15 protein-coding genes are annotated in these 22,811 nt (G+C 68.5%); 4 read left to right on the top strand and 11 right to left on the bottom strand.

Going from position 1 to position 22,811, the window contains the following annotated elements; translation table 11 throughout:
- Positions 1-2: 2 nt before the first annotated feature.
- The 8 genes from glgB to ACO073_RS08915 form a co-directional block, all read right to left on the bottom strand.
- A complete protein-coding gene (gene glgB, locus ACO073_RS08950; RefSeq protein WP_421996845.1) occupies positions 3-2,195 on the bottom strand; it encodes a 1,4-alpha-glucan branching protein GlgB in 2,193 nt (730 codons plus the stop codon).
- Positions 2,192-5,482: a maltose alpha-D-glucosyltransferase gene (gene treS / locus ACO073_RS08945; RefSeq protein ID WP_421996844.1), complete on the bottom strand. Its 3,291-nt coding sequence runs from the start codon at positions 5,480-5,482 to the stop codon at positions 2,192-2,194. Before treS ends, glgB begins: the two co-directional genes overlap by 4 nt.
- Complete coding sequence (locus ACO073_RS08940) at positions 5,482-8,604, bottom strand: alpha-1,4-glucan--maltose-1-phosphate maltosyltransferase (RefSeq protein WP_421996843.1); 3,123 nt, start codon at positions 8,602-8,604, stop codon at positions 5,482-5,484. Before ACO073_RS08940 ends, treS begins: the two co-directional genes overlap by 1 nt.
- 239 nt (positions 8,605-8,843) lie before the next feature.
- Positions 8,844-9,929 carry a sn-glycerol-3-phosphate import ATP-binding protein UgpC gene (locus ACO073_RS08935; protein WP_421996842.1) on the bottom strand — a complete coding sequence of 362 codons (1,086 nt, stop codon included), beginning with the start codon at positions 9,927-9,929 and terminating at the stop codon, positions 8,844-8,846.
- 4 nt (positions 9,930-9,933) lie between these two features.
- Positions 9,934-10,785 carry a sn-glycerol-3-phosphate ABC transporter permease UgpE gene (gene ugpE / locus ACO073_RS08930; RefSeq protein WP_421996841.1) on the bottom strand — a complete coding sequence of 284 codons (852 nt, stop codon included), beginning with the start codon at positions 10,783-10,785 and terminating at the stop codon, positions 9,934-9,936.
- On the bottom strand, positions 10,785-11,666 hold the full coding sequence (gene ugpA / locus ACO073_RS08925; RefSeq protein ID WP_421996840.1) for a sn-glycerol-3-phosphate ABC transporter permease UgpA: 882 nt from the start codon (positions 11,664-11,666) through the stop codon (positions 10,785-10,787). The genes ugpE and ugpA overlap by 1 nt, the downstream gene beginning before the upstream one ends.
- A 178-nt stretch (positions 11,667-11,844) precedes the next feature.
- On the bottom strand, positions 11,845-13,161 hold the full coding sequence (ugpB, locus tag ACO073_RS08920; RefSeq protein WP_421996839.1) for a sn-glycerol-3-phosphate ABC transporter substrate-binding protein UgpB: 1,317 nt from the start codon (positions 13,159-13,161) through the stop codon (positions 11,845-11,847).
- A gap of 119 nt (positions 13,162-13,280) precedes the next feature.
- Positions 13,281-13,973, bottom strand: a complete 693-nt coding sequence (locus ACO073_RS08915) for a glycerophosphodiester phosphodiesterase (protein ID WP_421996837.1) — start codon at positions 13,971-13,973, stop codon at positions 13,281-13,283.
- Positions 13,974-14,024: 51 nt separating this feature from the next.
- Here ACO073_RS08915 and ACO073_RS08910 point away from each other — a divergent pair, with 51 nt between their 5' ends.
- The 3 genes from ACO073_RS08910 to ACO073_RS08900 all read left to right on the top strand — a co-directional run bounded on the left by ACO073_RS08910 (position 14,025) and on the right by ACO073_RS08900 (position 17,293).
- Positions 14,025-14,789, top strand: coding sequence for an SDR family oxidoreductase (locus tag ACO073_RS08910; protein WP_421996836.1), 765 nt, complete (start codon positions 14,025-14,027; stop codon positions 14,787-14,789).
- Positions 14,790-14,793: 4 nt separating this feature from the next.
- Complete coding sequence (locus ACO073_RS08905; RefSeq protein ID WP_421996835.1) at positions 14,794-16,218, top strand: sodium:proton antiporter; 1,425 nt, start codon at positions 14,794-14,796, stop codon at positions 16,216-16,218.
- Positions 16,219-16,339: 121 nt separating this feature from the next.
- Positions 16,340-17,293: a formylglycine-generating enzyme family protein gene (locus ACO073_RS08900; RefSeq protein WP_421996834.1), complete on the top strand. Its 954-nt coding sequence runs from the start codon at positions 16,340-16,342 to the stop codon at positions 17,291-17,293.
- A gap of 19 nt (positions 17,294-17,312) precedes the next feature.
- Here ACO073_RS08900 and ACO073_RS08895 read toward each other — a convergent pair whose 3' ends face one another.
- The gene (locus tag ACO073_RS08895) at positions 17,313-18,485 is read right to left on the bottom strand and encodes an FAD-dependent oxidoreductase (RefSeq protein ID WP_421996833.1); all 1,173 of its coding nucleotides are present in this window, start codon (positions 18,483-18,485) and stop codon (positions 17,313-17,315) included.
- A 125-nt stretch (positions 18,486-18,610) separates the two neighbouring features.
- Here ACO073_RS08895 and ACO073_RS08890 point away from each other — a divergent pair, with 125 nt between their 5' ends.
- Positions 18,611-19,729, top strand: coding sequence for a linear amide C-N hydrolase (locus ACO073_RS08890; RefSeq protein ID WP_421996832.1), 1,119 nt, complete (start codon positions 18,611-18,613; stop codon positions 19,727-19,729).
- A 51-nt stretch (positions 19,730-19,780) separates the two neighbouring features.
- Here the strand turns inward: ACO073_RS08890 and ACO073_RS08885 are convergent, their stop codons facing one another.
- Together ACO073_RS08885 and ACO073_RS08880 are read right to left on the bottom strand one after the other, a co-directional pair.
- Positions 19,781-21,211 (bottom strand): homospermidine synthase, encoded by a 1,431-nt coding sequence (locus ACO073_RS08885; RefSeq protein WP_421996831.1) that lies wholly within the window; start codon positions 21,209-21,211, stop codon positions 19,781-19,783.
- A 91-nt stretch (positions 21,212-21,302) separates the two neighbouring features.
- On the bottom strand, positions 21,303-22,433 hold the full coding sequence (locus tag ACO073_RS08880; RefSeq protein WP_421996830.1) for a type III PLP-dependent enzyme: 1,131 nt from the start codon (positions 22,431-22,433) through the stop codon (positions 21,303-21,305).
- Between the last annotated feature and the right edge of the window lie 378 nt (positions 22,434-22,811).

Here is a 22,811-nt window from a genome sequence, read left to right as displayed (position 1 = left end):
CGTCAGGTCTCCGCCTTCAGCATGATCGTCGAGAGGGGCGGCAGGGTCAGCAGGAGCGACTGGGCGTGGCCGTGCGCGGGCTCGTCGAGGCTCTCGGCGCCGCCGCCGTTCCCCATGTCGCTGCCGCCGTAGAAGCGCGAATCGGTGTTGCCGACCTCGCGCCAGCGGCCCGGCTTCGGCACGCCGATCCGGTAGCCGTGGCGCGGTACCGGCGTCATGTTGCAGACGACCAGAATGGGCGGATCCCCCTCCTCGCCGAGGCGCAGGTAGGCGAAGACCGAGTTTGCGCGATCGTCGCCGATCAGCCAGCGGAAGCCCTCGGGCACGGCGTCGCGTCGGTGCAGCGCCTTCTCGTCGGCATAGAGGCGATTGAGGTCGCCGACCAGCCGCTGCATGCCGGCATGGGCCGGATCCTCGAGCAGCGGCCAGGCGATCTCGGCATCGTGGTTCCACTCCTGGGGCTGGGCGATCTCGCAGCCCATGAAGAGCAGCTTCTTGCCCGGATGCGTCCACATGAAGCCGAGATAGGCGCGCAGGTTGGCGAACTTCTGCCAGCGGTCGCCCGGCATCTTGCCGAGCAGCGAGCCTTTTCCGTGCACGACCTCGTCGTGAGAGATCGGGAGGATGAACTTCTCGGAGAACGCATAGACCAGGCCGAACGTCATGCCGTCGTGGTGGTAGGCGCGATAGACCGGCTCGCGTTCCATGTAGTGGAGCGTGTCGTGCATCCAGCCCATGTTCCACTTGTACGAGAAGCCGAGCCCGTCCGGCTGCAACGCCGTCACTCCCGGCCAGGCCGTCGATTCCTCGGCCACGACGATGGCGCCGGGGCAGCGTTCGCCGACCACGGCATTGAGATGGCGCAGGAAGCCCACCGCCTCGAGATTCTCGCGACCGCCATAGACGTTGGGGACCCAGCCGTCGGCCGGGCGGCTGTAGTCGCGGTAGAGCATCGAGGCCACGGCGTCGACCCGCAGGCCGTCGACGTGGAAGCGCTCGAGCCAGTGGAGCGCGCTCGCGATCAGGAAGCCCTGCACCTCGCGCCGACCGAAATTGTAGATGAAGGTGTTCCAGTCGCGATGGAAGCCTTCGCGCGGGTCGAGATGCTCGTATAGCGCCGTGCCGTCAAAACGGGCGAGCCCGTGCGGATCGGTGGGGAAGTGGGCCGGCACCCAGTCGAGCAGCAGGGCGATGCCGTTGGCATGCAGCGCGTCGACGAACCGCGCGAACGATTCCGGCGAGCCGTAGCGCGCCGAGGGCGCGAACAGGCCGAGCGGCTGGTAGCCCCACGAGCCGCCGAATGGATGCTCGGTGACCGGCAGCAGCTCGACATGGGTGAAGCCGAGCTGGCGGACATAGGGGATAAGGCGCTCGGTCGCGAGGTCCCACAGCGAGCCGTGGGCGGCCTCGTTCTGGCGCAGCCAAGAGCCGATATGGACCTCGTAGATCGAGATCGGCGCGTCGGGCGCCTGGCGCCGCCCCCGCCCCGCCATCCATGCCTCGTCGGTCCACTGGAAGCCGCGCGGCGACGCCACCACCGAGGCCGTGCCGGGCGCCATCTCGGCCTGCTGGGCGACCGGATCGGCCTTCTCGGTCTGGCGCACGCCGCCGGGCCCCATGATGTCGAACTTGTAGCGCACGCCCGCGCCGATCCGCGGCACGAACAGCTCCCAGATGCCGGAGGGATAGCGCAGGCGCATCGGATTGCGGCGGGCGTCCCACGAATTGAAGTCCCCGACCACCGCGACTCGCTCGGCATTGGGCGCCCACACCGCGAAGCGCACGCCGGTCACGCCGTCGATCGTGGCGACGTTGGCGCCGAGCGCGCTGGCAAGGTCGAAGTGCCGCCCCTCGTTGAACAGGTGAAGGTCGAGCTCGCCCAGCAGCGGGCCGAACGAATAGGGATCCTCCGTCTCCTGCACGGCCCCCGGCCACTCGACGCGCAGCCGGTAGGGCGAGGCATCGGCCACCGGTCCCTCGAACAGGCCGGGTTCGACTTCCGCCAGCCTGCCGAGGCTCGCCCCGTCGCCGCGCCGCAGCACCTCGACGAGCCGTGCGCCGGGCAGATAGGCGCGGATCATGCGGCCGTCGGGGCCGTCGTGCGGTCCCAGCACGCTGAAGGAATCGCGGTGGCGCGCCGTCATCAGCGCCTCGACCTCGCCGCGATCGAGCCGGGGGGGCGTCATGTCGCTCATGCTTCGCTCCGGGCCAGGTTGCGCAGGAGGCGGCCGCCGAAGCGCGCCAGCCCCGAGACGGGCGTGGGCAGCCAGGTCGGCCGGTTGGCGGCCTCGTAGCCGACCTCGTAGGCCGCCTTCTCCAGCAGGAAGAAATCGAGCAGCGAGTCGCTGCCCATGGAGGCGAGGCCGGACGTGGCCTCGCGATAGGCGTCGAGGAAGGCCTTCTCGGCCCCGTGCCGCAGCCGCACCGCCAGACGCTGCCGGCGGGCCGGCGCCACGCGGTTGGCGATGATGTTCTTGGGATCGACCGCCGTGGCCACCGCATAGTCGATGGAGCGCACCAGGCCGGCCACGTCGCGCAGCGGGCTCGCCTTGCGGCGGCGCTCCTGCAGCGGCCGGGCGGGCTCGCCCTCGAAGTCGATGATGTAGGCGTCGCCGGTCGCGACCAGCACCTGGCCGAGATGGAAGTCGCCGTGGATGCGGGTCATCAGCGTGCCCTCGCCCAGCCGCCCGAGCCGGGTCACCAGCTCGAGCAGGGCGTCGCGGTTCTCGATCAGCGACTTCGCGTCGGCTTCCACCGTCTCGTTGTCCCACGAGGGGCGTGACGCCACGATGTCGAGCGCCCGGGTCATCAGCCCGGTCGCCCGGGCGATCCACTCGTCGGCGTCGCTGCTCGAGGCCGTCTGGGGCGCGAAGGCCTGCTCGTCGGTCTGGCGGGCCAGCACGACATGCATGGTGCCGAGACGCCGGCCGATGGTGGCGGCGAAGTCGTAATAGTCGCGGATGTCGTCGCCGCGCGATTCGGCCGAGGCCTCGTGGCTGGCCGTGTCGTCGAGGGCGCGGTTGAACTGGTTCAGCGCCCAGGTCCAGGCGTCGCCCTGGTTGCGCACGAAGGCCTGCGCGACGGCCAGCGTGTGCTCGCGGCCCTCGGTGTCGATGCGGCGCACCGTGCCCAGCAGGGCCGGTGAGTTGGCGAAGCCGTGCGCCGTCAGATAGCGGCCCATCTCGGCCTCGGGATGCTCGCCGGCCGAGATCGAGCGGAAGATCTTCAGCATGACGATGTCGTCGACGATCAGCGAGCTGTTGGACTGCTCGGCGGCCAGCCATGCCACCGGGGCGTCGGCGGGCCGGCGCAGCTGCTCGATCGCATCGGGCATCGGGTCGAAATGGACGTGACCCTGCGGCGTGTCGATGCGCGCGCCCTCGGCCATCGCCTCCACCATCCGGCGGGCGAAGGGCGCCAGGGCGAAGGCGTCGGTGAGCAGGCCCATGCGGCGGCCGCGGCGGACGCGGGCCAGTGCGAGCTGCGAAGGCAGCGCCGCAGGTGACTCGTCATCCCAGGCAACCGACAGCGGCAGCTGCCACCGGCTGGTGCCCTGGTCGGTCTGCACCTCGAGCTCGCCCAGCAGCAGGCTGGGGTCGCTGCCCAGCGGCGCGAGGTAGGCGAAGCGCGACGATTGCAGGTGCTGGTCCTTGGCGCCGAACCAGCGGCGCTTCTGGAGGTAGGACGGCAGCGTCTCGCGCTCGAGCACCGCGGCCGAGGCCTCGACCGCCTTCTCGAGCCCGTCGCGCACCACGACCGTGATATAGTCGGGCATCGGCTCCGGCGCCGGCATGTGCCACGACGGCGCATCGTGCTCCGTCGTCAGGATGAACCAGTAAAAGCCGTAGGGTGCCAGGGTCAGCAGGTAGGTGAGCTGCCCGATCGGCGGGAACAGCGAGCCGCCGGTCAGCTCGACCGGCACGCGGCCGGCGAACTCCGACAGGTCGAGCTCGACGGCCTGCGGGCTGCGCGACACGTTGGCCACGCACAGGATGACCTCGTTCTCGAACTCGCGCAGATAGGCCATCACCTTGCGGTTCTTGGGGTACAGGAAGCGCAGCCCACCGCGGCCGAAGGCGGCGTGCATGCCGCGGATCGCCAGCGTCCGCCGCATCCAGTGCAGCAGGGAATGGGCGTCGCGGGTCTGCGATTCGACGTTGATCGTCTCGTAGCCGTAGAGCGGATCCATGATCGTCGGCAGCGCGAGCGCCGCCGGGTCGGCGCGCGAGAAGCCGCCGTTGCGGTCGGGCGACCACTGCATGGGCGTGCGCACGCCGTCGCGGTCGCCGAGGCGGATATTGTCGCCCATGCCCAGCTCGTCGCCGTAGTAGATCACCGGCGTGCCCGGCATGGAGAAGAGCAGGCAGTTCAGCAGCTCGATGCGACGGCGGTCGCGCTCCATCAGCGGCGCCAGGCGGCGGCGGATGCCGAGGTTCAGGCGCGCCCGGCGGTCGGTGGCATAGACCTGCCACAGGTAGTCGCGCTCGGAATCGGTCACCATCTCGAGCGTCAGCTCGTCGTGGTTGCGCAGGAAGATCGCCCACTGGCAGGTCTCCGGGATCGGCGGGGTCTGGCGCAGGATGTCGGTGATCGGGAAACGGTCCTCGCGCGCCAGCGCCATGTACATGCGCGGCATCAGCGGGAAATGGAACGCCATGTGGCATTCGTCGGCGTTGCCGAAATACTCCTTGGTGTCTTCCGGCCACTGGTTGGCCTCGGCCAGCAGCATGCGGTCGGGATAGGAGGCATCGAGCGCCGCCCGGATCCGCTTCAGGACGGAATGGGTCTCGGGAAGGTTCTCGTTGATCGTGCCCTCGCGCTCGACGAGGTACGGCACCGCGTCGAGACGCAGCCCGTCGACGCCGAGATCGAGCCAGAACCGCATGATGTTCAGGACCGATTCCAGCACCGCCGGATTGTCGAAGTTGAGGTCGGGCTGGTGGGAATAGAAGCGGTGCCAGTAGTAGGCGTTCGCCGCCGGGTCCCAGGTCCAGTTCGAGCGCTCGGTGTCGAGGAAGATGATGCGGGTGCCGCTGTATTTCTGGTCGTTGTCGGACCAGACGTAGAAGTCGCGCTCGGGCGAGCCGGCGGGCGCCAGCCGCGCGCGCTGGAACCACGGATGCTGGTCGGACGTGTGGTTGATGACCAGCTCGGTGATGACGCGGATGCCGCGCTTGTGGGCTTCCTCGACGAACCGCTTGAAGTCGTCGAGCGTGCCGTACTCCGGATGCACGGCAGTGTACTCGGCGATGTCGTAGCCGTCGTCGCGCCGCGGCGAGGGATAGAAGGGCAGCAGCCACAGCGTGTTGACACCGAGCTCGGCGATATAGTCGAGGCGCGAGATCAGCCCCGGGAAGTCGCCGATCCCGTCATTGTCGGAATCGAAGAACGACTTGACGTGGAGCTGGTAGATGATCGCGTCCTTGTACCAGACGCTTTCCTGCCCGCTGACGGTGCGGATCTCGGTCGAGGGCGCGTTCATCACAGGGCTCCGGGAGGGGCGAGGCGGAAGATGGCGAAGGGCATCCCCGGGTCGAGCCGGATGTGCTGGACCTTGCCGTGCCAGGAAAAGCGGTTGCCGTGCACCAGGTCCTCGACCTCGACCGTTCCGTCATCGGGCATCTGCCACTCCCACAGGGGAACCTCGAAATCGGCTTCCTGCGCATTGTGCGGATCGAGGCTGACGGCCACCAGGATCATGTCCTGCCGCTCGCTGCCTGGCGTTGCCTTGCCGTAGACCAACACCTGGTCGTTGAAGGCATTGTAGAAGGTGACGCCGAGATGGCTCTGCAGCGCCGGATGCAGGCGTCGAAGGCGGTTGAGCATGGTGATCTCGCCGACGATGTTGCCGGACTGGGCGAAGTCGCGGCGCCGCGCCTCGTACTTCTCCGAATCGAGATATTCCTCGCGCCCCGGCAGCGCCGCCGCCTCGCAGATCTCGAACCCGGAGTAGACGCCCCACAGGCCCGAGAGGGTCGCCGCCAGCACCGCCCGGATCAGGAAGCCTGCTCGGCCCGAGCTCTGCAGGAAGTACGGGTTGATGTCGGGCGTGTTGACGAAGAAGTGCGGCCGGTAGAAGTCGGCCGCCGGGGGCGCCGCGAGCTCGCGCAGATAGTCCGTCAGCTCGCCCTTGTAGTTGCGCCAGGTGAAGTAGGTGTAGGACTGCGAGAAGCCGATCTTTCCGAGCCGGTACATCATCGCCGGCCGCGTGAAGGCCTCGGCGAGGAAGATCGCCTCGGGATGCTGCCGGCGCACGTCGGCGATCATCCACTCCCAGAAGGGCAGCGGCTTGGTGTGAGGGTTGTCGACGCGGAAGATGCGGACGCCCTCGCCGATCCAGTGCAGGACCACGTCGCGCAGCGCGAGCCACAGATCGGGCACCGCCGCATCCGCGTAGAAGTCGACGTTGACGATGTCCTCGTACTTCTTGGGCGGATTCTCGGCGAAGCGGATCGTGCCGTCGGAGCGGCGCTTGAACCAGCCCGGATGCTGCTTCAGCCACGGATGGTCGGGCGAGCACTGGATCGCGAAGTCCAGCGCGATCTCCAGCCCCTGTGCGGCCGCGGCCGCGACCAGGCGGCGGAAATCCTCGGGCGAGCCGAGCTCGGCGTGGATCGCGTCGTGGCCGCCGTCGGCCGCACCGATCGCATAGGGGCTGCCGGGATCGCCCGGTGCCGCCTTGAGGACGTTGTTCCGGCCCTTCCGGTTGGTCGTGCCGATCGGATGGATCGGCGGGAAGTACAGGACGTCGAAGCCCATCTCGCGGACCCGCGGCAGGTGGGCGATCACGTCGTCGAAGGTGCCGAGCGAGCGGGGAAAGAGCTCGTACCAGCTGGCGAAGGCGGCCTGCGGACGCTCGATCTCGATGATGATCTCGGGATGCCGGCAGGCGCGCACGCGCGCGTCGCGGGCGGCCACCGCGCGGCGGGTCTCCGCCGATGTGAGCACGTGGACCCGCGCCTCGCCTTCCGCCGCGGCCAGTGCCTTCAGCGGACCGTCGAGCTTCAGTTCCTTCAGGTGGGCGACCGCGTCGGCCATGTCGACCGACACGTCGACGCCGGCCGCGTGCTTGACCTCCAGCGCATGTGCGAGCGAGCCGTAGTCGTCGCGCCACGCCTCGATGGTGAAGACGTGCCGTCCGACGCGGCGGCCGATCATGCTGCCGCGCCAGCGATCGTTGGCCAGCGGCACCATGGGCGCGCGCTGCCATTCCGTCTCGTCGACGGCCCGCCACAGGAGCTCGGCCGCCAGCAGGTCGTGGCCGTCGGCGAAGATGTCGGCCTCGACCGTGATGGAACGGCCGACGACGCGCCGCACCGCGAGTCCCTCGCCGACGTTCGGGGCGACGCGGTCGATGACCACCGGCGAGAGCGTCGTTGCCGCCGAAACCGGCGGAGCCTCGGGATCGCGCACGGCCTGGCACGGCTTCACATCGACCATCAGCACCTCGCCGGGCTCCAGGAATTCGGGGACCATACCGCCGTCCGCCAGGCGCGGGTCGCCGAGAACGGCGCCGGCCGCGGGATCGATCGGATCGAGGCTGACCGGCACCGGCCGACGCCGCTCGCCATCGGTGTTTACCAGCACGACGCGGCCCAGCGAGGCGCTGCGGGGATCGACGGCGTCGAGCCGTGCCACCGCCGTGACACGGGACGCCGAGCCGGTGAGCCGGCGCGCCGCCATCATGCGCCGATCCGAGCTTCTGTCGCGCAGCCGGCCGATGGACGCGCGGAAGTCGGGCTCCAGCCCCGCCTCGATTCCTTCGGCCAGGAACAGCCCATCGGTCGTGCCGGCTGCCAGTTGCAGGGCCCGGCGGCGCGCGGCGATGTCGGAGGAAACCTCGCTGGGCGCGCGCTGCACCGTGCCGATCACCGGCGCGGTGCGGCAGAGCGAATCGAGCTCCTCGACGTACCAGTCGGCGATGCCGTCCCACCACGCCGTCGAGGCGAACACCGCGTCGACGCCGGCGGCCGCCAGCTCGCGATGCCGGATCCACGACAGTCCCGGGGTCCAGGCGAGGAACGAGCAGGTCGCGCGCCGGCGCGCCGCCGCGACGACGGCGGCGACAGCACCCGGCGGCAGCAGCTCGAGCCCGAGCAGGCGGAAGCTCGCGGCGCCGGCATCGACGAGGCGCGCCAGACGCTCGCCCCACCAGGCGGCGAGCGCGTCGACGCAGCCTGGCCTCAGCACGGCGCTGCGGGCGATCGACGGGTCGAGCCGCGGGTCGATGATCTCGCTCTGGTGAAGCGCCTGGAAAAGGCCCTCGACCTGTCCCATGGCGGCGCCATCCAGCGCCACGCGATCGAGCACGAGATCGACGCAGAGCGCCATGTCGCGCTTCTTGCAGAGGGCCGCCAGCTCGCGCACGGCGTCGTCGGCCGAGCCCGCGAGGCCGAGCGCGGGATCGGCGCGCATGAAGTCGGCGATCAGCATCGGATCGTCGCCGCTCAGCAGGAACGGATTGAAGCAGAGCTGGTCCGCGCCGAGATCGGCGGCGGCATCGATCCTGCTCGGCCATTGCTTCGCGGCCGACTGTGAACCCGCGCCACGCTGGACACAGTAGAGGACAGACGGTGCCTTGGCCGCGTGGGCCTTCGACTTCACCGCCTTCTTCTTGGATCGGCCAGCGCGTCCGCGGACCGGAGTATCGTCAGCATCCATCCGTAACTCCCCGGTCCGTTCGAGGTTGCGTGCGCATGCGGCAACATTATGGCGCAGGGATGAGAGCATCCCCGGACTTGTCCACTGAACGACGACGTCGCTCGGTGGCCGATCAACGCAGATGACTGCTCTCGGGTGACAGACCAGAACACATGAGTCGCATCAACGGCAAGCGCGACGCGTCACGCGTCGGGAAGTCGCTTGCCGGAGTCCGAATCGAAGAGATGAAGATGACCGGGCTCTGCCTTGAAATGACGCCTCTCGCCCGGATGCGCGACGACATGCCCGTTCTGTCGAACGGTCACGATCTCATTGGCCGTCCCGAAGCGGCCATGCAGCAGCGTGTCGGCACCGAGCGGCTCGGCGAGCTCGACCTCGAACTGCATCGGGCCGTCGTCGGCGGGGTGCAGATGCTCGGGCCGGATGCCGAGCGCGACGGGCTGGCCGGCCGCGGCCGACGTCGCGGCGCCGAGCGTCAGCTTGAGGTCGCCCACGCCGACCAGCTCGACGGACCGCCGGTCGGGGCCGACCTTCGCCGCCAGGAAGTTCATGGCCGGCGATCCGATGAAGCCTGCCACGAACACCGAGGCCGGCCGATCGTAGACTTCCATGGGCGTGCCGATCTGGTCGGCGACGCCGGCATTCATGACGATCAGCCGGTCGGCCAGCGTCATGGCCTCGACCTGGTCGTGGGTGACGTAGATCGAGGTGACGCCGAGCTCGCGCTGCAGGCGCTTGATCTCCAGGCGCATCTGCACGCGCAGCTTGGCGTCGAGGTTGGAGAGCGGCTCGTCGAACAGGAACACGGCGGGCTCGCGCACGATGGCGCGTCCCATGGCGACGCGCTGGCGCTGGCCGCCGGAGAGCTGGCGCGGCCGGCGCTGCAGGAAGGTGCCGAGCTCGAGGATCTTGGCCGCCTTCTGGACGCGGCTGTCGATCTCGGCCTTCTTCATGCCGCGGATCTTCAGGCCATAGGCCATGTTCTCGTACACGCTCATATGCGGGTAGAGCGCGTAGTTCTGGAACACCATGGCGATGTCGCGGTCCTTGGGTTCCAGCTCGTTGACCACCCTGTCGCCGATCGCCACCTCGCCGCCGGTGATGCGCTCGAGGCCGGCGACCATGCGCAGCAGCGTGGACTTGCCGCAGCCGGACGGGCCGACGATCACGATGAACTCGCCGTCGCCGATCTCCATGTCGATGCCGTGGATGACCTCGACCTTGTTGTCGTAGGTCTTCTTCACGCCGCGCAGGTGCACTTGCGCCATGGTCCTACTTCTCCGTCTCGACGAGGCCGCGCACGAACTGGCGCTGCATGAACACCACGACGAGGACCGGCGGCAGCATGGCGAGCATCGCCATCGCCATCAGGAGGTTCCAGCTCGGCACGGCATCAACGACGTTGGCCTGGCGCGAGACGCCCATGACCACCGTATAGAAGCTCTCCTTGGTCGTGATCAGCAGCGGCCACAGGTACTGGTTCCAGCCGTAGATGAACTGGATCACGAACAGCGCCGCGATCGAGGTGCGGCTCATCGGCAGCAGGATGTCCCAGAAGAAGCGCATCGGCGAGGCGCCGTCGACCCGCGCCGCCTCGGTGAGCTCGTCGGGCACGCTCAGGAAGAACTGGCGGAACAGGAAGGTCGCCGTCGCCGAGGCGATCAGCGGGATGATCAGGCCCGAGTAGGAATCGAGCATGTCGAGGCGCGCCACGACGCCATAGGTGGGCACGATGCGCACCTCGACCGGCAGCATCAGGGTGATGAAGATCGCCCAGAAGAAGGCCATCCGGAAGGGGAACCGGAAGTAGACGATCGCGAAGGCGGAGATGATCGAGATCAGGATCTTGCCGATCGCCACGCCCAGCGCCATGACCATGCTGTTGGTCAGCGTGACGTAGAGCGGCACCGTGCCGGGCCGGCTCTTGTAGCCCTCGACGAGCACCGTCCAGTAGTTCTCGAGCAGATACGGGCCGGGCCAGATCGGCACGGGCGATCGCAGCATCGTGTCCTGGTCGTGGGTCGAGGCGACGAAGGTCATCCACACCGGGAAAGCGATGACGATCAGGCCGACGATCAGCACCAGGTGGCTGAGGAAGGTCACGAAGGGCCGGTTCTCGACCATCAGTAGTGGACCCGCCGCTCGATGAAGCGGAACTGCACGAAGGTGAGCGCGATGACGACGGCCATCAGGATCACCGACTGCGCCGAGGAGGCGCCGAGGTCCTGGCCGCGGAAACCGTCATTGTAGACCTTCCAGACCAGGATGTTGGTCGCCTGCCCCGGGCCGCCCTGTGTCAGCGAGCCCACGATGCCGAACGTCCCGAAGAAGGCGTAGATGATGTTGATGACCAGCAGGAAGAAGCCGGTCGGCGACAGCAGCGGAAAGGCGATGTCCCAGAACCGCTTGCCCGGCCCCGCGCCGTCGATGGCGGCAGCCTCGATCAGCGACTTGGGGATCGACTGCAGGCCGGCCAGGAAGAACAGGAAATTGTAGCTGATCTGGTTCCACACGGCGGCGACCACGATCAGCAGCAGGGCCTGGTTGCCGTTGATCACGTAGTTGAACTCGATGCCGACGGCGCTCAGCGCCCAGGCCACGACGCCGACCGACGGATTGAACAGGAAGCCCCACAGCACGCCGACCACGGCCGGCGCCACGGCATAGGGCCATACCAGGATCGTCTTGTAGAGGGAGGCACCGCGGATCACCCGGTCGGCCATCACCGCCAGCAGCAGCGACACCGCGAGCCCGATGGAGGCCACCAGGGCGCTGAACACCAGGGTCAGCCGCGCCGAGGCATAGTAGTGGGGGTCCGAGAGAAGATTCTCGAAATTGTGGAACCAGACGAACTTGGTGTTGCCGCCGAACGCGTCCTCCAGCAGCAGCGACTGCCAGACCGCCTGGCCCGAGGGCCAGAAGAAGAAGACGAGCGTGATGATCAGCTGAGGCGCCACCAGGAGATACGGCAGCCAGCGCTCGTTGAAGATGACGCGCTTTTCCATCAGGCGACGCTTTGCCCGCCGCGCACCCGCTCATGCAGGCTCCTCTCCCCCTCTGGGGGGAGAGGTTGGGTCAGGGGGGACGGCACGTCGCGCCCCCTCACCTGGCCTCTCCCCCTCGCGGGGGAGAGGAACATGAGGTGGCGTGACTCGCGCTTGAAGCAATCGCGAACAACCACGCCTACTTGTTGGCGGCTTCGAACTTGCGCAGCAGCTCGTTGCCGCGCTTGACCGCTTCGTCGAGCGCCGTCTTGGCGTCCTTCTTGCCGGACCACACCGACTCCAGCTCCTCGTCGACCACGTCGCGGATCTGCACGAAGTTGCCGATTCGCAGGCCCTTCGAGTTCTCGGTCGGCGGGTTCAGCGTCAGCTCCTTGACCGCGATGTCGCGGCCCGGGAACTTCTTGTAGAAGCCGGCCTTCTCGGTGGCTTCGGCCGCGGCCGTGGTGATCGGCACGTAGCCGGTCTCCTGGTGCCACTTGGCCTGCACCGGCGTCGTCGACAGGTAGCTCAGGAACTTGGCGACGCCCTTGTACTCGGCGGCCGGCTTGCCCTTCAGTACCCACAGCGTGGCGCCGCCGATGATCGAGTTCTGCGGCTTGGCGATGACGTCGGGCGAATAGGGCATCATGGCGATGCCGACATTCTCCTGGCCCAGCGCCTTGTCGATGCCGGCGGCGCTGCCGGACGAGGCGATGTGGAACACGCAGTCGCCGGCGGTGAACAGGGCCGTCGACTTGCCCTCGCGGCCGCCGTAGACGAAGCGCTTGTCCTTGCTCCAGTCCGCCAGCATCTGGATGAACTTCACGCGGGCCGGGTCGTTGAACTTCAGCTCGATGTCGGTGCCGCCGAAGCCGTTCGCCTTGGTCGCGTAGGGCAGGTTGTGCCAGGCGCCGTAGTTTTCGATCATCGTCCAGGTCTGCCACTGCGGCGTGAACCCGCACTTGGCGCCGGCGTCGATCGCCTTCTTGGCCATCTCGCCCAGCTCCGGCCAGGTCTGCGGCGGCTTGTTCGGATCGAGACCCGCCTTCTTCAGCAGATCCTTGTTCCAGTAGAGGACCGGGGTCGAGGAGTTGAACGGCATCGACAGGAGCTTGCCGTCGGTCGTCGAGTAGTAGCCGTAGACCGGGCCGATATAGGCCTTGGGATCGAACGGCTCCTTGGCATCGGCCATCAGCTCGTAGACCGGGTAGACGGCGCCCTTGGCGGCCATCATGTTGGCCGTGCCGACCTCGAAGACCTGCACGATGTGCGGCGCCTGCTTGGCGCGGAAGGCGGCGATCGCGGCCGTCAGGGTCTCCGTGTAGGAGCCCTTGTAGACCGGCACCACCTTGTATTCGCTTTGCGACTTGTTGAAGCCCTCGGCCAGCTGGTTGACCGTTTCGCCCAGGTTGCCGCCCATGGCGTGCCACCACTGGATCTCGGTCTGGGCCCAGGCCGCCGGCGCACTGGCCAGCGCCGCCGCGGCCGCGACGGAAGACAATAGAATCCGTGTCATGAAAAACCTCCCGGTTAATCCCCTGCCGATGTATCGGCGGGCCTCAAGACTGCGATGTGTCTCTTTTGTTACAGCCTCATGACAGTCCGCCACGCCTGTGTAAAGAGCGCCCCGAAACCTCAGGAAAGGGCGGCCAGGACGACGTCCGGAGCGTCGGTAATGACGCAGTCGGCGCCCATCGCGACCAGGGTGCGGGCGACCGCCGGATCGTCGATCGTATAGACGCTGAGCAGAAACCCGGCCTGCTTGATGTCGACCGCCCAGGGCGCGGTCAGCCGCTTGCCGTTGGTGTTGATCCCGACCGCCGCCACCGCCCGGGCCCGCGCCTCCCAGGTGTCGCCGTGCGCATCGATCAGCAGCGCCCGCGGCAGCTCCGGCGCGGCGCGATGGGCGGCCGCCAGCGACGGATCCTTGAAGCTGGACAGAAGCGGGATGGGCAGGCTGGCCGGCCAGCAGCGCCGGATGGTCTCGACCGCGGCCACCGCGGTCTCCTCCTCGCGCCCGGGACAGGGCTTGATCTCGACGTTGCAGCCCAGCCCCAGCCCGGCCCAGCAGGCGATCGCCTCCTCGAAGGTCGGCACGATCGCCGGCAGCTCGGCGCGCGGGGTCTGCGCCACCAGCCGGTCCAGGCCGGTGGTCCGCTTGAGCGACTCGTCGTGCATCAGGATGGGCACGCCGTCGGCTGTCAGCTTGACGTCGGTCTCGACCCAGGTCGCGCCGCGCCGCTTCGCCTCGCGAAAGGACTCCAGGGTGTTCTCCGGCGCATAGGCCGCGGCGCCGCGATGACCGATGACCTTGGGCAGTTGCAGCATTTCCCCCCGCGACGCTATTCGGGCAGGAGGAATAAACGAAGGACCCGCCCCGTGTCGATTTTCCCCGATCTGTTCCGGCTCGACGGCCGCACCGCGCTCGTGACCGGGTCGGCGCGCGGGCTGGGATGGGAGATCGCCCGCGCGCTGGCCGAGGCTGGCGCCCGCATGCTGCTGCACGGGCGCGCGCTCGACCGGCTCGAGCCGCGCCTCGCGGCGCTGCGCGACGCGGGCTTCGCGGCCGACCCGGCCGTCTTCGACATGGCCGATCGGGCCGCCATGCGGGACGCGATGCGCCTGGCGGGGCCGGTCGACATCCTGGTCCACAATGTCGGCGAGCGCGACCGGCGCCCGTTCGCCGAGATCGAGCCCGAGGCCTTCGCCCGGCTGGTCGACGTCGACCTCGTCGCCGCCCACGCGCTGGTCAAGCTCGTCGTGCCCGCCATGGTCGAGCGCGGCTGGGGCCGCCTGATCCTGGTGAGCTCGATCGTCGCCGAACTCGCGACGCCCGGCGCCTCGTCCTACACCGCCGCAAAGGGCGGCCTGTCGGCGCTCGGCCGCGCGCTGGCGGCCGAGCTCGGCAGCAGCGGCGTGACCTCGAACATCCTGTCGCCGGGCTTCTTCGCCACCGAGACCAATGCCGCGCTCAAGGCCTCCCCGGCCGGCGAGCGGCAGCGCCTGCGCTGCCCGGCCAAGCGCTGGGCCGAGCCGCACGAGATCGCCGGCGCCGCGCTTTTCCTCGCCTCGCCGGCGGCCTCCTACGTCAACGGCCATACACTCACGGTCGACGGCGGCGTCTCGGCCACGTACCTTGCCTGACAGAATGCGATATCGATCGATCCTCGCCGCCGCGGCGCTCGTCCTCTTCGTCACCTCCGTCCCGGCGCTCGCCGCATCGCCCGATGCGCCGGCGATCGACGGGCGCAAGCTCAACCTTCTGTGGGTGCTGCCCTTCGCCGGCATCCTGCTGTCGATCGCCGTGATGCCGCTCACCGCCCCGAGCTTCTGGCATCACCATTTCGGCAAGGTGTCGGCGGCGTGGGCGGCGCTGGTGATCGTGCCCTTCGCGCTGCTGCATGGCGTGCCGACCGCCGTCTACGAGATCATCCATCTGCTGCTGCTCGATTACATCCCCTTCATCGTGCTGCTGCTGGCGCTGTTCACCGTGACGGGCGGCATCCACATCAAGGGCAACCTGCACGGCTCGCCGTCGATGAACACCGCCCTGCTGGCCATCGGCACGGTGCTGGCCGGCTGGATGGGCACGACGGGCGCCTCGATGCTGCTGATCCGCACCGTGATCCGCGCCAACGACGACCGGCGGCACAAGATCCACGTGTTCGTGTTCTTCATCTTCCTGGTGTCGAACATCGGCGGCGCGCTGACGCCGCTCGGCGATCCGCCGCTGTTCCTGGGCTTCCTCAAGGGCGTCGACTTCTTCTGGACCACCTCGCACCTGTTCACGGAGATGCTGGTCTGCGTCATCGTCCTGCTGGTGCTGTTCTTCCTGCTCGACAGCTACTGGTACCGCAAGGAAGGGCACATGAAGCGTGACCCGACGCCGGAATCGCCAGTGCGCATCGAGGGCGGCGTGAACATCATCCTGCTGGCCGCCGTGGTCGGCGCGGTGCTGATGAGCGGCACCTGGAAGCCGGGCATCCACTTCGACGTCTACCACGTGACGCTCGAGCTTCAGAACGTTCTGCGCGACCTGGCGCTGATCGCGATCTGCGGCGTGTCGCTGGCCATCACGCCGCGCACCCTGCGCACGGAGAACGGCTTCAGCTGGGCCCCGATGGCCGAGGTCGCCAAGCTGTTCGCCGGCATCTTCATCACCATTGCGCCCGCCATCGCCATCCTGAAGGCCGGCCGCGAGGGCGTGCTGGAGCCGCTGGTCGCCCTCGTGACCGATTCGGGCGGCCAGCCCAACGACATCTGGTACTTCTGGCTGACCGGCATCCTGTCGAGCTTCCTGGACAATGCGCCGACCTACCTCGTGTTCTTCAACCTGGCCGGCGGCGACGCCCCGACCCTGATGACCGCGCTGGCCAGCACGCTGGCCGCCATCTCCTGCGGCGCGGTGTTCATGGGCGCCAACTCCTACATCGGCAACGCGCCCAACTTCATGGTCAAGGCCGTGGTCGAGGAAAGCGGCATCCGAATGCCGAGCTTCTTCGGCTACATGGTCTGGTCCAGCATCATCCTGCTGCCGCTGTTCGTGCTGATCACGGTGATCTTCTTCCTCTGAGGACCGCCGCCGCACCGGCGGGAGCGTATGCCGCGATGCACAAACCGTATCGCTCCGGCCGTGGAAGCGCATGCGCCGCTCGGCTAGGCTGGCGCCAGCCCAGGACCCGTCCGGACGAGACATGAGCGTCACCGAGACCATGATCCGCATCCCCGGCGGCACTTTCCGCATGGGGTCGGACGACCACTATCCCGAGGAGGCGCCGGCCCATTCGGTCACGGTCGACGGATTCTGGATCGACGCCACGCCCGTCACCAACGCCCAGTTCCGCCGGTTCGTCGAGGCGACCGGCCATGTGACCTGGGCCGAGATCCCGCCCGATCCCAAGGACTATCCGGGCGCCCGCCCCAACATGCTGAAGGCGGGCGGCCTCGTGTTCACGCCGCCGTCGAAGCCCGTCTCGCTCGAGGACTGGAGCCAGTGGTGGCGCTTCACCTTCGGCGCCTGCTGGCGGCGGCCCTACGGCAAGGGCAGCCATATCGGCGGCCTCGACGACCACCCGGTGGTGCAGATCGCCTTTCGCGACGCCGAGGCCTACGCGCGGTGGGCGGGCAAGACGCTGCCGACCGAGGCAGAATGGGAGTTCGCCGCGCGCGGCGGGCTCGACGGCGCGGAGTTCGCCTGGGGCGACGAGCTGACGCCCGGCGGCAAGCACATGGCCAACACCTGGCAGGGCGCCTTCCCGCACGAGAACTCGCGCGCCGACGGCTGGGCGCGGACCTCCCCCGTTCGCACCTTTCCCGCCAACGGCTACGGCGTCCACGACATGATCGGCAATGTCTGGGAATGGACGGTAGACTGGTTCTCCAGCCGCCATCCCGCCGATGCCGGCAAGGCCTGCTGCGTGCCGGAGAATCCGCGCGGCGGCCCGATGGAGCAGAGCCACGACCGGCGCGACCGGCTGCAGATCCCGCGCAAGGTGCTCAAGGGCGGCTCGCATCTCTGCGCACCGAGCTACTGCAAGCGCTACCGGCCGGCGGCCCGCCACGCCGAGCAGATCGACACGACGACCAGCCATGTCGGCTTCCGCTGCGTCGTGCGGAGCGCGCCCGGCGAGGCCGCGCCGGCCTCGTGACGGGCGCCGGCCGGCCGGCTCAGCTCACCCAGTGCGACGGCGAGAACAGGCCGGCCAGCACCCTCACCGCCTCCTCCGTCTGGGCACGATCCGGCACCTCGCTGGAATCGCCGTAGCCGGCGGCCTCGCCGCCGACGAACGACTGCACGACGATGCCGTCGCGGCGTGGCACCGTCAGCACATGGCGGTAGACGAGCCCGTAGCGCACCTCCGGCTGCGGGATCAGGCGCGCGATCTGGCCGCGCACGGGGACCAGCGTCGTGTCGCCCCACAGGTCGCGCGCGCCGTAGCCGGTGCAGTTGATCACGACCTTCTGCCCGAGCGCCGCGATCTCGGCCGGTGTCCTGAAGTCGGCCGGGAGATACCGGCCGCCGGCGGCGAGGAAGTCGCTCATCAGCGTGCGGCCGTAGTCCGGGATGTTGAAGATCATGATCGCGCTGCGGGCGACCGTGGCGTTCGCGAACGGCGTGGCGCCGGGCGGCAGACGCCGCCATTCCGGCGTCAGGTCGGCGATCAGGTTGCCGTAGTTGGCGAAATCGACGCGCATCCCGTCGGGGCGCGGGCCCGGCCGGCGCGGCGGCGGCGGCGGATCGTCGGTGATCGCATACTGGTCGACCCACTCCACCGGCTGGCCCGGCCGGCCGAGATAGCCGCGATGCGTCCTGAAGGCGGTGCGCGCCATCTCCTCCCACACCGAAGGGAAGCCGGGCGCGGCCGCCGAGGCGAGCGCGATCCGCGAATCGGGCGTCCATTCGCCGGTCGCCCGCGCCGAGGTCGTGAGCGGCAGCTGCTCGCGGGCGTAGATCGTCACGCGCGCACCCGCCTCCTGCGCGAGGCGCGCCGAGGTGAGGCCGAGGATGCCGCAGCCGATCACCGCGACCTCGCGCGCGCCGGGCTCCATCGCCATCCGCACCGCCCGCGCGCTCGAGCCCCAGGACAGCGACCAGCCGCTGCCGCCGTGCCCGTAATTGTGCACGACCAGCGTGTCGCCCAGCCGCTCGGTCTCGACGCGCGGCCCGGCGGGACGGAACGGACGCACGCAGACCGAGATGTCGATGATGCGGTCGATCTCGGCGCGGACGGGGACCAGCGGCGCGGCCGCCTCGTGGCGCGGAGCACAGCCTGCGACGACGGCGCCGGCGAGCGACACGCGCAGCAGTCCGCGGCGCTTCAGGATTCGTGGTGCCTGCACGTCGTGCCCTCTTTCGCTGCGCTCGTGCGCATCAGGATCGTTCCACGTTCCCTCGCGGTTTGAAAGTGCCGACCGTTTCGCCCATCTTGGCCGCGCTGTACGACAGCGAGAGAAAAGGAGGATGCATGAGGAAGTTCGGCAGGATCGCCCGCACGGCGCTCGCCACCGTCACCGCGCTGTCACTCGCCGTGGCGCCCGTCGCCAGCCAGGCCTGCACCTCCTTCATCATCAAGGCCAAGGACGGCTCGATCGTCTATGGCCGCACGCTCGAGTTCGGCCTGCCGATGCAGTCGCAGCTCATCGTGATGCCGCGCGACTACGACTACACGGCCTACGGTCCGGACGGCGCCGCCGGCGGCGGCCTGAAGTGGAAGACCAAGTTCGGCGCGACCGGCGCCTCGGCGCTCGGCATGAACATCCTCGTCGACGGCATGAACGAGAAGGGCCTGACGGGCGGCATGCTCTACCTGCCCAACCTCGCCAGGTACCAGGACGTCCCGGCATCCGAGGCACGCAACTCCATCGCCTCGTTCGAGATGCTGACCTGGATGCTGACCAACTTCGCGACCGTGGCCGAGGTCAGGAACGCGCTGCCCAAGATCAAGGTCAGCAACGCGCCGCAGGCCGTGTTCAAGGCGCCGGTGCCGCTGCACGTCACGCTGCATGACCGCGACGGCAACAGCCTGGTGGTCGAGTATGTCGGCGGCCAGCTCCACATGTACGACAACCCGATCGGCGTGATGACCAACGCGCCGCAGTTCCCCTGGCACCTCGCCAACCTCGGCCTCTACGGCAACCTGTCGTCCAAGGAGCCGCCGCCGCGCAAGGCGGGCGGCCTCACGATCGCCGCGCCCAGCACGGGCGCGGGCCTGCACGGCATGCCAGGCGACTTCCTGTCGCCCTCGCGCTTCGTGCGCGCCTTCATGTTCGTGCAGAACCTGCCCGACCTGCCGACCGGCGGCGCGGCGATGGACGCGGCGCGCCACATCCTGAACAACTTCGACATCCCGCCCGGCGCCATCACCACCGAGGCCGGCGGCTCGACCGGCGGCGGCGTGGCCGGCTTCGAGACCACCGAATGGTCGGCCGTCGCCGACATGAAGGCCGGCACCTACGCGATCTGGGACTATGCCAATCCCACGCCGCGCTATCTCGACCTGTCGAAGCTCGACTTCTCGGCGAAGGACGTGAAGCTGATCCCGTTCGACCAGAAGCCGTCGTTCATCGACCTGTCGGGCAAGTAGGCGCGCGAGCGGCGGTCCTTCCCACGGAAAGGACCGCCGCCGGCATCGTCGTCAGTTCACGCGGAAGTTCTGGAACTGCCAGGGATCGCGCGTGTCGAGCTTCTCGGGGAACAGCCCGCCGCGGTCCTTGAGCGGCGTCCAGTCACTGTACTTGCCGACCACCGGCCCGAGATAGGGCATGCAGATCTCGAGGTTGCGGGCGAAGTCCATCTCGTCGGCCTCGACGACGCCGCGATCGGGATTCTCCAGCGCCCAGATGATGCCCGACAGGACGGGCGCGCAGACCTGGATCGAGGTCGCGTTGTTGTAGGGCGCAAGCTTGCGCGTCTCCTTGATGTCGAGCTGCGAGCCGTACCAGTAGGCGCCCTTCTTGTGGCCCATCAGCAGCACGCCGAGCTCGTCGCGGCCCGAGACGATCTCGTCGACGATCAGGCGCTGGCGCTTCTGCTGGCGGAGGTTCTTCCCCGCGCACTCGTGCATCGACATGATCGCCTGGTCGCACGGATGGTAGGCATAGTGCACGGTCGGCCGGTACAGCACCTTGGCGCCGTCGCGCAGGGTGAAGTAGTCGGCCATCGAGATCGACTCGTTGTGGGTGATGATGAAGCCGTGGAACGGCCCCTCGAGCGGCGTCCAGGTGCGCACGCGCGTGAGCAGGCCGGGCCGGTTCAGGTAGATCGCCGCGCCGCAGCCGAACTTGTGGCGCGCGCCGTCGGGTGGCAGCGCCTTCTCGTGCGTGCCCCAGCCCATCTCGGCCGGCTGGCTGCCTTCGGAGACGAAGCCGTCGATCGACCAGGTGTTGACGAACTCGCCGACCTCCTTCGGGATTGGCGAGACCTGGGTGTCGCGCTCGGCGACGTGGATGACCTTCACGCCCAGCCGGCGCGCCAGCCGCCCCCACGCCTCGCGGGTCTTCGGAACCGCCGTCTTGACGCCGGTGTCGCGCGCGATGTTGAGCAGCGCCTGCTTGGTGAAGTGCGACACCAGGCCGGGATTGGCGCCGTGCGCGATCACCGCCGTCGGCCCGCCCGCGTACCTGGGCTTCAGCTTCAGCATCGTCTCGCGCAGCGCGTAGTTGGAGCGCAGCGACACCGACAGGCTGGGGTCGGTGTAGCCGCCGGGCCACGGCTCGATGCAGGTGTCGATGTAGAAGGCGCCCTTCTCCTGGCAGAGCTCGACCAGCGCGGTCGAGGCGACCTCGACCGACAGGTTGACGAGGAAGTCGCCCTTGGCGAGCCGGCCGGCCAGCATCTGCCGGTAGTTGGCCTTGGTCAGGCGCTTCTGGATGAACTCGATGCCGTAGCGCTCGGTCTCGGGCAGGCCGCCGCGGTCATCCTCGGCGATCACCGTGATCTGGCGCGGCTTGATGCCGATATGCTTCAGGATCAGCGGCAGCACGCCCTGGCCGATCGAGCCGAAGCCGATCATCACCATGCGTCCCTTGAAATCGAGGTACTTCTTCCGCGCGACGGTCTTCGCCATTTCGTGTCCCTGCCTTGTTGAAGGTGGTCGATAAACGGCGACGGGGCCTTTCTCAAGGCCCCGTCGGTTCGTCCCTGAGGTGGAACGAGGCTTAGATGCAGATCGCCTTGAGCGGCGAGAAGCCGTTGAACGCCACCGACGAGTAGGTCGTCGTGTAGGCGCCGGTCGACAGGATCTCGACCTTGTCGCCGGGCTTCAGCGCCAGCGGCAGCTTGTACTCGGTCTTCTCGTAGAGGATGTCGGCCGAATCGCAGGTCGGGCCGGCCAGCACCACGGGGCCCACGCGCGTGCCGTCGCGCGCCGTGCGCACGCGGTACTTGATGCTCTCGTCCATCGTCTCGGCGAGGCCCGAGAACTTGCCGATGTCGAGGTAGACCCAGCGCTTGCGATCGTTGGCCGCCTTGCGCGACACCAGCACGACCTCGCTCTGGATCACGCCGGCATCGCCGACCATGGAGCGGCCCGGCTCGATGATGACCTCGGGCATGCGGTTGCCGAAGTGGCGCACCAGCGCGCGGCCGACCGCCTCGCAGTAGGCCTCGATGCTGTTGACCTCGGCGCGGTAGCGGGCCGGGAAGCCGCCGCCCATGTTGACCATCCGCAGGTCGACGCCGGCCTCGGCGAGCGCGAAGAACATCTGCGAGACCTGGCCCAGCGCGCGGTCCCACTGCTCGAGGTCGGTCTGCTGGCTGCCGACATGGAAGGAGATGCCGTAGGCGTCGAGCCCCCACTCCTTGGCCTTGCGCAGCAGGTCCTTGGCCATCTCCGGCGCGCAGCCGAACTTCTTGCTGAGCGGCCACTCGGCGCCGCCGCAGTCGACCAGCACGCGGCAGAAGACGCGCGAGCCCGGCGCCGAGCGGGCGAGCTTCTGCAGCTCGGCCTCGCTGTCGAACGCGAACAGGCGGACGCCCTGCTGGTAGGCCCAGGCGATGTCCTTTTCCTTCTTGATCGTGTTGCCGAAGGAGACGCGGTCCATGCCGACGCCGGTCGCCTGGACGAGCTCGATCTCGCCGCGGCTCGCGGTGTCGAACTTCGAGCCCAGGCCCGACAGGCGCGACAGGATCTGCGCCGCCGGGTTGGCCTTCACGGCGTAGAAGATGTGCGCCGCCGGCAGCAGCTCACGCATGCGCCGGAAGTTGTGCTCGACCACGTCGAGATCCATCACCAGGCACGGCGTCTCGGGCTGCTGCTCGCGGAGATAACGAAAAATACGCTCGGTCATCGCTGGGGGGTTCCCCGTCAATCCAATGAGGATGGGTTCTGCAGACGTCGAAAAGTGACGCGCGGTGCCGTGACGGCAGCGGCGTCAGCCGATACTCGACGGAGTCCGGGTCTGCAGCAGCGAAGGAGCGGTCAAGAAGGCCCGGTCCTGGTTCACCGGGCAATCGACATAATAGCGGGGTACGCGCCCCGCACGGTAAGCAACCATCTCAGAAGCTCCTTCCCGGACCCGGCTTGCGCCGGCACTGCCAAAAAGGACGCTTTCCGTCGTTGCGTAACCACTATGGGCCAGCGGCACGTGCGTGGGCGTCTTTCAATTCGCTATCTACAACTAATCGACGCCATCGCAAGAAGATTCTGCCCCGACTGGCAAATTTTT

The sequence above is a fragment of the Reyranella sp. genome, assembly GCF_965229815.1.
In the GTDB taxonomy this organism is placed as follows: domain Bacteria; phylum Pseudomonadota; class Alphaproteobacteria; order Reyranellales; family Reyranellaceae; genus Reyranella.
The sequence above is the reverse complement of the archived record's forward strand: the minus strand, read 5'-3'. Positions and strand labels throughout refer to the sequence as shown.

Coding starts and splice junctions, on each gene's coding strand:
- ACO073_RS08890 (WP_421996832.1), top strand. CDS start 18,611: ATGAGGAAGTTCGGCAGGATCGCCCGCACGGCGCTCGCCACCGTCACC.
- treS (WP_421996844.1), bottom strand. CDS start 5,482: ATGAACGCGCCCTCGACCGAGATCCGCACCGTCAGCGGGCAGGAAAGC.
- ACO073_RS08885 (WP_421996831.1), bottom strand. CDS start 21,211: ATGGCGAAGACCGTCGCGCGGAAGAAGTACCTCGATTTCAAGGGACGC.
- ACO073_RS08935 (WP_421996842.1), bottom strand. CDS start 9,929: ATGGCGCAAGTGCACCTGCGCGGCGTGAAGAAGACCTACGACAACAAG.
- ACO073_RS08905 (WP_421996835.1), top strand. CDS start 14,794: ATGCGATATCGATCGATCCTCGCCGCCGCGGCGCTCGTCCTCTTCGTC.
- ACO073_RS08880 (WP_421996830.1), bottom strand. CDS start 22,433: ATGACCGAGCGTATTTTTCGTTATCTCCGCGAGCAGCAGCCCGAGACG.
- glgB (WP_421996845.1), bottom strand. CDS start 2,195: ATGAGCGACATGACGCCCCCCCGGCTCGATCGCGGCGAGGTCGAGGCG.
- ugpE (WP_421996841.1), bottom strand. CDS start 10,785: ATGGTCGAGAACCGGCCCTTCGTGACCTTCCTCAGCCACCTGGTGCTG.
- ACO073_RS08900 (WP_421996834.1), top strand. CDS start 16,340: ATGAGCGTCACCGAGACCATGATCCGCATCCCCGGCGGCACTTTCCGC.
- ugpA (WP_421996840.1), bottom strand. CDS start 11,666: ATGGAAAAGCGCGTCATCTTCAACGAGCGCTGGCTGCCGTATCTCCTG.
- ACO073_RS08915 (WP_421996837.1), bottom strand. CDS start 13,973: ATGCTGCAACTGCCCAAGGTCATCGGTCATCGCGGCGCCGCGGCCTAT.
- ugpB (WP_421996839.1), bottom strand. CDS start 13,161: ATGACACGGATTCTATTGTCTTCCGTCGCGGCCGCGGCGGCGCTGGCC.